Origin of the sequence: Immundisolibacter sp. (assembly GCF_028696615.1) — a bacterium.
Lineage (GTDB): Bacteria > Pseudomonadota > Gammaproteobacteria > Immundisolibacterales > Immundisolibacteraceae > Immundisolibacter.
Genome location: NZ_JAQVGQ010000132.1, coordinates 1 through 7,555, shown reverse-complemented (window position 1 = coordinate 7,555; position 7,555 = coordinate 1). Strand labels below are relative to the sequence as shown.

Below are 7,555 nucleotides of genomic sequence, written 5' to 3'. Positions count from 1 at the left end.
GTGGCCGCCGACGCGGCCTGGCGGCAAATGCCCGACAACTCGGTCGGTTTGCGCCTGAAGGCCTCGCGCCTGGCGGCCGACGCCATCCGGCAGCGGCCCTGGTTCGGTCACGGTGCCGAGGCCGGCGAGGCGCTGCTGGCCGGTGCCGGCGACCCGGCGCTCGGGCAGCTTGCGCACCTGCACAACACCTACGCCGAGCTGGCATTGCGCTTCGGGCTGGTTGGGCTGGCGCTGGCGGCGGCGGTGGTGGCGGCGCTGGCGACCGGCGTGGCGCGCCGCGCCCGTGACGAGCCGGCGCTGGCCGATCTGGCGCGGTTTCTGGCCGGCGTGCTGGTGCTGACGGCGGTCTGGAGCCTGTTCGACTTTCGGCTGTTCCGGCTCGATTTCCGCCTCTATGTGGCGCTGCTGGCCGGCATCGCGTTCGGTCTCGGCCTGCCGCGCCAGGAGGCGCCGTGCGCATCCTGATCGTGCGCCTGTCGGCGCTGGGCGATGTGGTGATGGCGGGCGGGCTGCCGGCGGCGCTGCGCGCGCGCCATCCGGGTGCGCACATCGCCTGGCTGGTGCAGGAGGGCTTCGAGGCGCTGCCGGCGGCCAATCCGGACGTGGACGAGGTGATCGTGTGGCCGCGCCGGCAGTGGCGGTTGCTCGGGCAGCGGCGCCGCTACGGCGAACTGTGGCGGGCGGTGCGCGGCTTCATCAAGGCGCTGCGTGGCGGCCGCTTCGATCTGGCCATCGACGCCCAGGGCCTGCTCAAGAGTGCGCTGTGGGTGCGCCTGTGCGGTGCTGCCGAGCGGCTGGCTGTGGACCCGGCCGAGGGCAGCGGCTGGCTGATGACGCGTGTGCTTTGCACGCCGTCCGACAAGACCTTCGCCGCCGAATACAACCATCTGGCCAAGGCGCTCGGCCTGCCGGCGCCGCAGCCGCAGTTGCCGCTGACGGACGCGGCTCGCGCCGCCGCGCGCGCACTGCTGCAGCAGGCCGGCGTGAACGGCGCTTATGCGGCGCTCGCGCCGTTCACCACCCGGCCGCAGAAGCACTGGCCGGAGGGCGCCTGGCGGGCGCTGGCCGCGCGTTTGCGCGGCGAGCTTGGTCTGACGCCGCTGCTGCTCGGCGCAGCCGCCGACCGGCCAGCCGCCGGGCGTATCGGTGCCGCCGGCGCGGCGGTCGATCTCGCCGGCCGCACCGACATCGCCACCGCCGCCGCACTGGTGGCCGGCGCGCGGCTGGTCATCGGCGTCGACACCGGCCTCACGCACATGGGCGTCGCCGCCGGCGTGCCGACGCTGGCGCTGTTCGGCTCCACCTGTCCTTACCTCGCCGCGCCCGGCAGGCCACTTGCGGTGCTCTACCGCGGCCTGCCGTGCGCGCCCTGCAAACGCTCGCCCACCTGTGGCGGCGCCTACGCGTGCCTGGGCGGCATCGGGGTGGACGAGGTGCTGCGCGCCATCCCACCCGAGGCTGCCCTGGCATGAAGCCCGCATGAAAATCCTCCACGTCGAAACCGGTCGCCACCTGTACGGCGGCGCGCTGCAGGTGCAGTACCTGATGCAGGGCCTGGCGGCATTCGGCCACGACAACGTGCTGCTGTGCGACGCCTGCAGCCCGCTCGCGCAGGCGGCCGAGGCGGTGGCGCGCGTGTATGCCTGCGAGGTGGGCGGCGACCTCGACCTGCGCCTTGCCGGGCGCCTGTGGCGGGTGTTGCGGCGCGAGCGGCCGGACCTGCTGCACCTGCACAGCCGGCGCGGCGCGGATGTGATGGGCGGCATCGCCGGCCGGCTGGCGGGCGTACCGGTGCTGTTGTCCCGGCGCGTGGACAACCGCGAGCCGCGTGCGCTGGTGCCACTGAAGTACGCGCTGTTCGATCACGTGATCGCCATCTCACGCGGCATCGTCGCCGCGCTTGAGGCCGATGGCGTGGCGCCCGAGCGCATCAGCTGCGTGCCGAGCGCCGTCGACACCGCCGTCTACCGCCCGCAGCGCGACCGGTCGTGGCTGCAGTGCGAACTCGGCATCGCGCCGGCGGCGCCGGTGATCGGCATGGTGGCGCAGCTCATCCCGCGCAAGGGTCATCACCACCTGCTGGCGGCCTTGCCGGCGCTGTGGGCGCGACACCCGCAGGCGCAGGTGCTGCTGCTCGGTCGCGGGCCGCTCGAGGCGCAGCTGCGCGACACCATCGCCGCCCGCGCCTGGCAGGGGCGGGTGCGCCTGCTGGGTTTTCGCGACGACCTGCCGCGCCTGCTGCCATGCCTGGACGTGCTGGTGCATCCGGCCGAACGGGAGGGGCTTGGCGTGTCGCTGCTGCAGGCGGCGGCCTGCGGCGTGCCGATCGTGGCGAGCGCCGCGGGCGGCATTCCGGAGGTGGTGCGCGACAACGGCTTTCTCGTGCCGCCGGGCGATGCCGCCGCGCTGGCGCAGGCCCTGGCGCGCGTGCTGGACGATCCGCAGGCCGCCGCGCGGATGGGGCTTTTGGGCCGGCGCTGGGTGCAGCAGCAGTTTTCCGTGCCGGCCATGGTGGCCGGCAATGTCGCCGTATACCGGCGTCTGCTCGGCGGTGCCGCCGCTGCGGCGCGCCCGGGCCTGGCCACCACCGACTAGCTGGCGTGCGCACGGTTCAGGTCATCGCCAGCCGCGGGCTCGGCGGCGCGGAGGGCTTTTTCAGTCGCTTGTGCCCGGGGCTCGCCGAGCGTGGCTGCGCCGTGCACGCGGTGTTGCGGCAGGGCGCCGCGCTGGCGCAGGCGTTGGCGGCGGACATTCCGCGCAGCTCACTGCCGCTGCGCACGGTGTGGGATCCGCTGTCGCGCCTCGAGCTGCGGCGCGAACTCGAGCGGCTGCGGCCGGACCTGGTGCAGACCTGGATGAGCCGCGCCACGCGCCTGACGCGGGTGCCGCGGGGTGGGGTGCACGTGGCGCGCCTTGGCGGCTATTACAAGCCGGCCGGCTTTGCCCATGCCGATGCCCTGGTGGTGAACAGTCGCGGTCTGGCCGATCACCTGCTCGCGGCCGGCCTGCCGGCGCGGCGCGTGCACCTGATCGGCAATTTCGTCGACCCGCCACGGCGCTGTTGCGCGGACGAGCTGGCCCGCCTGCGTGCCGGCCTGCCACTGCCGGCGGATGCCTGGCTGCTGCTGGCGGTCGGCCGCTGTGTGCCGGTCAAGGGCTGGGATGTGCTGCTTTCGGCATTCGCCCGCTTGCCGGCGCAGATTGGTGGACGGCCGCCGGCGCTGGTGCTGCTCGGCGACGGTCCACTGCGCCCAGCCCTGCAGGCGCAGGCCGAGCGTCTGGGTGTTGGCGGGCGGGTGCATTTCGCCGGCTGGGCGGACGATCCGGCGCCGTTCTACGCGCTGGCGGACCTGGTGGTGTTTCCCTCGCGGCCGGCCGAGGCGCTCGGCAACGTGATCCTCGAGACCTGGGCGCAGGGCCGCCCCTTGCTGACCACGGCCAATCGCGGCGCGCGCGAACTTGTGCGCCCCGGTATCGATGCCCTGCAGGTGCCGTGCGAGGACGTCGGCGCGCTCGCCGGCGGCATCGGCACGCTGCTGGCCGACGAGGCGCAGCGCGCGGCACTGGCCGCCGCCGGGCGGGCGCGCGCCGCGCGCGACTTCGGCCGCGAGGCGGTGATCGGCGCCTATCTCGATCTGTACCGCCAGCTGCTGGGGATCTGACGCATGCCGGACGGCGTGTCCATCCTCATGTATCACCAGGTCGGTGCGTTTGCGCCCATGCGCGCGCACCGCGCCGTGTATTGCCATCACCGCCGCTTTGCGGCGCAGATGGCTTACCTGCACCGCCTGCGCTATCCGGTGCTGCGCCTGGACGACGCCATCGCCGGCCTGCGCGGCGAGCGGCCGCTGCCGGCGCGCTCGGTGGTGCTGACTTTCGACGACGGCTACGAGAATTTTTATCAGTATGCGCTGCCGGTGCTGGCCCGCTATGGCTTCCCGGCCATGGTGTACGTGCTTGCCGCCCGACTGGGCCAGTCGGCCGCCTGGTTGGGTGTCGATGGCCGCGCCACGCCGCCCCTGATGAGCGCGGCGCGTTTGCGCGAGCTGCGCCGGGCCGGCATCGACGTCGGCAGCCACGGCCTTACCCACCGGCGCCTGGCCGCCATCGACCGTGCGCAGGCGGGGAACGAGATCGCCCACAGCAAGGATCGCCTCGAACAGCTGCTCGGTGAGCCGGTGGAACATTTCTGCTACCCCTACGGCAGCTACGACGACGCGGTAACGGACATGGTCGCCGCCGCCGGCTACCGCAGCGCGGTGACCTGCGACCGGGCGAGTGCGTTCGCGGGCGCGGATTTGCTGCGCCTGCCGCGCAAGGCGATCTCCTACGGCGACAGCCTGCTTGGCGTGGCCTGGAAACTGCACCTGAAGCGGCACCCCAAGCGGTGATGGGTGCGCCGATGCGCCGGCCGTTTGCGTCCGGGGCTGGATGCCCTGGGATCGGCAGACGTGCCGTCGGCTCGGGCCAGTGTCAGGCCACCGACCGCCGTGCCGGCGGCAGTCCTTCGAGTACGCGCCGCACATCGGCCAGGCGCAGGCCGCCGTCGTCGGCCGAGTCGTCGACCTCGTACACGTCCGCATCCAGCACCGCCACGCGGCCGGCACCTACGCGCAGCGAGCTGCCGCAGCGCAGTTGCAGGACCACCGCGGCACCGAGGGCGGTGATCAGCGTCTCGTCGGCGTACACCGGGTCCCCTGCCCGCAAAACACGCACCGCGCCGCCGGCGGCGATGCCGGTGACCCGGCCTTCGATGGCGGTGATCGATCCGATGGTTTCCATGGCGGTGGTGTCTCGTGCGGTCGGCCGGGGGGCCGGGCTGCCGTCACTATGCGATCAGGTCGACGAGGCGGCAATTGGACTTTGGTGGGGTGTCGAAAAATTCGGTTCTCGCGGGCCGGTGATGCGTCACAGGCCAAGCGACGACGTCATTGGTGTGTCAGAACTCCCGCGTGACCGGCTGCGCGTGCCGGCGGCCGCTGACGTGCAGTGCGAGCTGCAGGCGATCGTGCAGGCCGAGTTTGGCGAATACCGAGCCCAGATGCGCCTTGACCGTGCGCTCGGTGATGCCAAGCCGCCGGGCGATGACCTTGTTGCTGCAGCCGCTGCCGACCAGCTGCGCGATCTCGCGCTCACGGTCGGTCAGCAGTTCGAGGTCCGGTCCGCCGTCGCCGTGCATCGTCGCCGGTGCGTGCTGGCCGACCAGCGCCACCAGGCGGTCGGTCAGCCGCCGGCCGATCCATGCCTCACCGTTTTGCACGGTGTCGATCGCCTTGCTCAGCAGGCGCGGCTCGATGTAGACGTTGCAATAACCCCGGGCACCGGCGCGCAGCGCCGCCAGTCCTTCGTCGTCATTGGGACTGCGGCTCATGGCGATGATGCGCGTGTCGGGGCCGAATTCGAGCAGGGTGGCGATGGCGGCGGTGCCGTACGGCTCGGTGAGCGACAAGTCCAACAGCAGCACCGCCGGCCGGCGACCGGCGACGATGCCTTCGGCCTCGGCCAGCAGGCGGGCACGCCGGATGGACGCGGCCGGCCCAGGCACCGCCGTGGCCCAACGGTCCATCAGGGAGGCGTCGTCGCTCGCCAGCAGGATCATGCAGCGTGTTCCGCGAGGTTGCCGACCGCCTCCGGCAGGGGGCGGGACGGATGGCTGATCAACATATCGCCCGCGGCGGGGGATTCTTTAGCAGGCCGCCGAAAAAAGGCTGTTTGCCCGTGCTCGTCGCGGCGCCAGTCCGCGACGGCCGTTCGATCGACGCCGAAAAATCCGCCCAGGAACGCCCTGGGGCGTGCGGTCAGTCGGTCGCGATGCGCGGCAGGGCGGCCAGCACGAGGCGCTGCGCGGCGGCGATGCCGGCGGCGAGGTGCTGTTCGATCTCGGCCAGCACGCCGAGCGCGCCGCGCCCGGCGGCGCGGTTGGCTACCACGGCCAGACATGCATACGGCAGGCCAAGCTCGCGCGCCAGGGCCGCCTCGGGCATGCCGGTCATGCCGACCAGATGACAGCCGTCGCGCTCGAGGCGATCGATTTCCGCGCGCGTCTCCAGGCGCGGCCCCTGCGTGGCCGCGTAGGTGGCGCCGTCGATGAGGGCGACGCCGCAGGCCGTGGCGGCTTCCCGCAGCGCCGCGCGCAGTGCGCCGTCATAAGGTTCGGTGAACTCGACGTGCTCGACGCGGCCGTCGGCGCCGTCGAAAAAAGTCCCCTCGCGGCCGTGCGTGTAATCGACGATCTGGTCCGGCAGCACCAGCGCGCCGGGCGCGATGTGCGGCGGGATGGACCCCACCGTGGCGACGCCGATCACGGCGCGCGCGCCGGCGGCCTTCAGAGCCCAAACATTGGCGCGGTAGTTGATGCGGTGCGGCGGCAGGCTGTGATCCTGGCCGTGACGCGGCAGAAAGCCCACGCGCACGCCGTCGACTGCACCGCACAGCAGCGGGGCGGCCGGCGGGCCGTAGGGCGTGTCGATGGTCTTGGGCTCGAGCCGGCCGAGCTGCGGCCAGCGATCGAGACCCGAGCCGCCCAGGATGGCGATCATGTGCCCGCCACCGCGTAGATGCCGGGCGCGTTTCGCAGGTAGCCCTTGTAGTCCATGCCCCAGCCGAACAGGTAACGATCCGGCGCCGTGAGGCCCACGAAGTCGGCCTCGATGGCGGCCTCGCGCTGGCATTGTTTGTCGACCAGCACCAGCGTGTGCACGGCCGCGGCGCCCTCACGGCGACAGAACTCGACCAGCGCCGCCAGCGTGATGCCACGGTCGAGCACGTCATCCACGATCAGCACGTGCCGGCCGGCGAGCGTCGCGCTCGGGATCACCTTCCAGGCCAGTTCGCCGCCGGCGAGCGCCCCCGCATAGCGCGTGGCGTGCACGTAGTCGAACTCGAGCGGGAAATCGAGTCGCGGCAGCAGATGGCCGGCCAGCACCACGCCGCCGCTCATCGGGCACAGCAGCAGCGGATTGCGATCGCCGAGCAGCGCCGCCACCTCGCCGGCCAGGCGCTGCACGGCGGCTTCGACCGCCGCGCGGTCGAACAGGCACTCGGCGGCCCGATAGACCGCCCAGGCCTCGGTGGCCAGCGCGTCGCTCACCGGCGCGGCTCGAAGCCCTGGCCGGCGCGCTCGAGCAGGAATTCTTTGAACTCGGCGCCCAGCTCCGGGTGGCGCAGGCCGTACTCGATGGTGGCTTCCAGATACCCCAGCTTGCTGCCGCAGTCGTAGCGGTGGCCGGGGATGTCGTAGGCGAACAGGCGCTCGTACTTGATCAGCTCGGCCAGCGCGTCGGTGAGCTGAATCTCGCCGCCGGCGCCGCGCTGGGTGGCGCGCAGCAGGTCGAACACGCGCGGCGTGAGCACGTAGCGGCCGACCACGCCGAGGTTCGACGGCGCCTGCTCCGGCGCCGGCTTCTCGACGATGTCGTCCACCTCGTACAGCCCGTCGCCGACCGGACGCGGCTTGACCACGCCGTAGCGGCGCGAGTATTCGATCGGGATCTGCTCGACGCCGAGGATGCTGGCGCCGCGCTGGTGATACACGTCGATCATGTCTTTAAGGCAC

General features: G+C 72.5%; 10 protein-coding genes. 5 read left to right on the top strand and 5 right to left on the bottom strand.

Annotation, left to right across the window (positions count from 1 at the left end; translation table 11 throughout):
- The 5 genes from PHC73_RS09410 to PHC73_RS09390 form a co-directional block, all read left to right on the top strand.
- Positions 1-465: O-antigen ligase family protein (locus PHC73_RS09410; protein ID WP_300127074.1), on the top strand; the 465-nt coding region annotated here is incomplete at its 5' end.
- A complete protein-coding gene (locus PHC73_RS09405) occupies positions 453-1,472 on the top strand; it encodes a glycosyltransferase family 9 protein (protein ID WP_300127071.1) in 1,020 nt (339 codons plus the stop codon). The genes PHC73_RS09410 and PHC73_RS09405, both read left to right, overlap by 13 nt.
- A gap of 7 nt (positions 1,473-1,479) precedes the next feature.
- Positions 1,480-2,595 (top strand): glycosyltransferase, encoded by a 1,116-nt coding sequence (locus PHC73_RS09400; protein WP_300127068.1) that lies wholly within the window; start codon positions 1,480-1,482, stop codon positions 2,593-2,595.
- A 5-nt stretch (positions 2,596-2,600) separates the two neighbouring features.
- Complete coding sequence (locus PHC73_RS09395; RefSeq protein WP_300127065.1) at positions 2,601-3,662, top strand: glycosyltransferase; 1,062 nt, start codon at positions 2,601-2,603, stop codon at positions 3,660-3,662.
- Positions 3,663-3,665: 3 nt separating this feature from the next.
- The gene (locus PHC73_RS09390; RefSeq protein ID WP_300127062.1) at positions 3,666-4,391 is read left to right on the top strand and encodes a polysaccharide deacetylase family protein; all 726 of its coding nucleotides are present in this window, start codon (positions 3,666-3,668) and stop codon (positions 4,389-4,391) included.
- 82 nt (positions 4,392-4,473) lie between these two features.
- On the opposite strand, the gene PHC73_RS09385 is transcribed toward PHC73_RS09390, so the two are convergent.
- From PHC73_RS09385 to PHC73_RS09365, 5 genes are all read right to left on the bottom strand, one after another.
- On the bottom strand, positions 4,474-4,782 hold the full coding sequence (locus PHC73_RS09385) for a retention module-containing protein (RefSeq protein WP_300127059.1): 309 nt from the start codon (positions 4,780-4,782) through the stop codon (positions 4,474-4,476).
- 157 nt (positions 4,783-4,939) lie between these two features.
- A complete protein-coding gene (locus PHC73_RS09380) occupies positions 4,940-5,599 on the bottom strand; it encodes a response regulator transcription factor (RefSeq protein ID WP_300127057.1) in 660 nt (219 codons plus the stop codon).
- A gap of 199 nt (positions 5,600-5,798) precedes the next feature.
- Complete coding sequence (locus PHC73_RS09375) at positions 5,799-6,539, bottom strand: S-methyl-5'-thioinosine phosphorylase (protein WP_300127055.1); 741 nt, start codon at positions 6,537-6,539, stop codon at positions 5,799-5,801.
- On the bottom strand, positions 6,536-7,090 hold the full coding sequence (locus PHC73_RS09370) for a hypoxanthine-guanine phosphoribosyltransferase (protein WP_300127052.1): 555 nt from the start codon (positions 7,088-7,090) through the stop codon (positions 6,536-6,538). Before PHC73_RS09370 ends, PHC73_RS09375 begins: the two co-directional genes overlap by 4 nt.
- Positions 7,087-7,555: UTP--glucose-1-phosphate uridylyltransferase (locus tag PHC73_RS09365; protein ID WP_300127049.1), on the bottom strand; the 469-nt coding region annotated here is incomplete at its 5' end. The genes PHC73_RS09370 and PHC73_RS09365, both read right to left, overlap by 4 nt.

Excerpts from the sequence above, each read along its gene's own strand:
- PHC73_RS09385 (WP_300127059.1), bottom strand. The coding sequence starts at position 4,782 with ATGGAAACCATCGGATCGATCACCGCCATCGAAGGCCGGGTCACCGGC.
- PHC73_RS09400 (WP_300127068.1), top strand. The coding sequence starts at position 1,480 with ATGAAAATCCTCCACGTCGAAACCGGTCGCCACCTGTACGGCGGCGCG.
- PHC73_RS09380 (WP_300127057.1), bottom strand. The coding sequence starts at position 5,599 with ATGATCCTGCTGGCGAGCGACGACGCCTCCCTGATGGACCGTTGGGCC.
- PHC73_RS09390 (WP_300127062.1), top strand. The coding sequence starts at position 3,666 with ATGCCGGACGGCGTGTCCATCCTCATGTATCACCAGGTCGGTGCGTTT.
- PHC73_RS09375 (WP_300127055.1), bottom strand. The coding sequence starts at position 6,539 with ATGATCGCCATCCTGGGCGGCTCGGGTCTCGATCGCTGGCCGCAGCTC.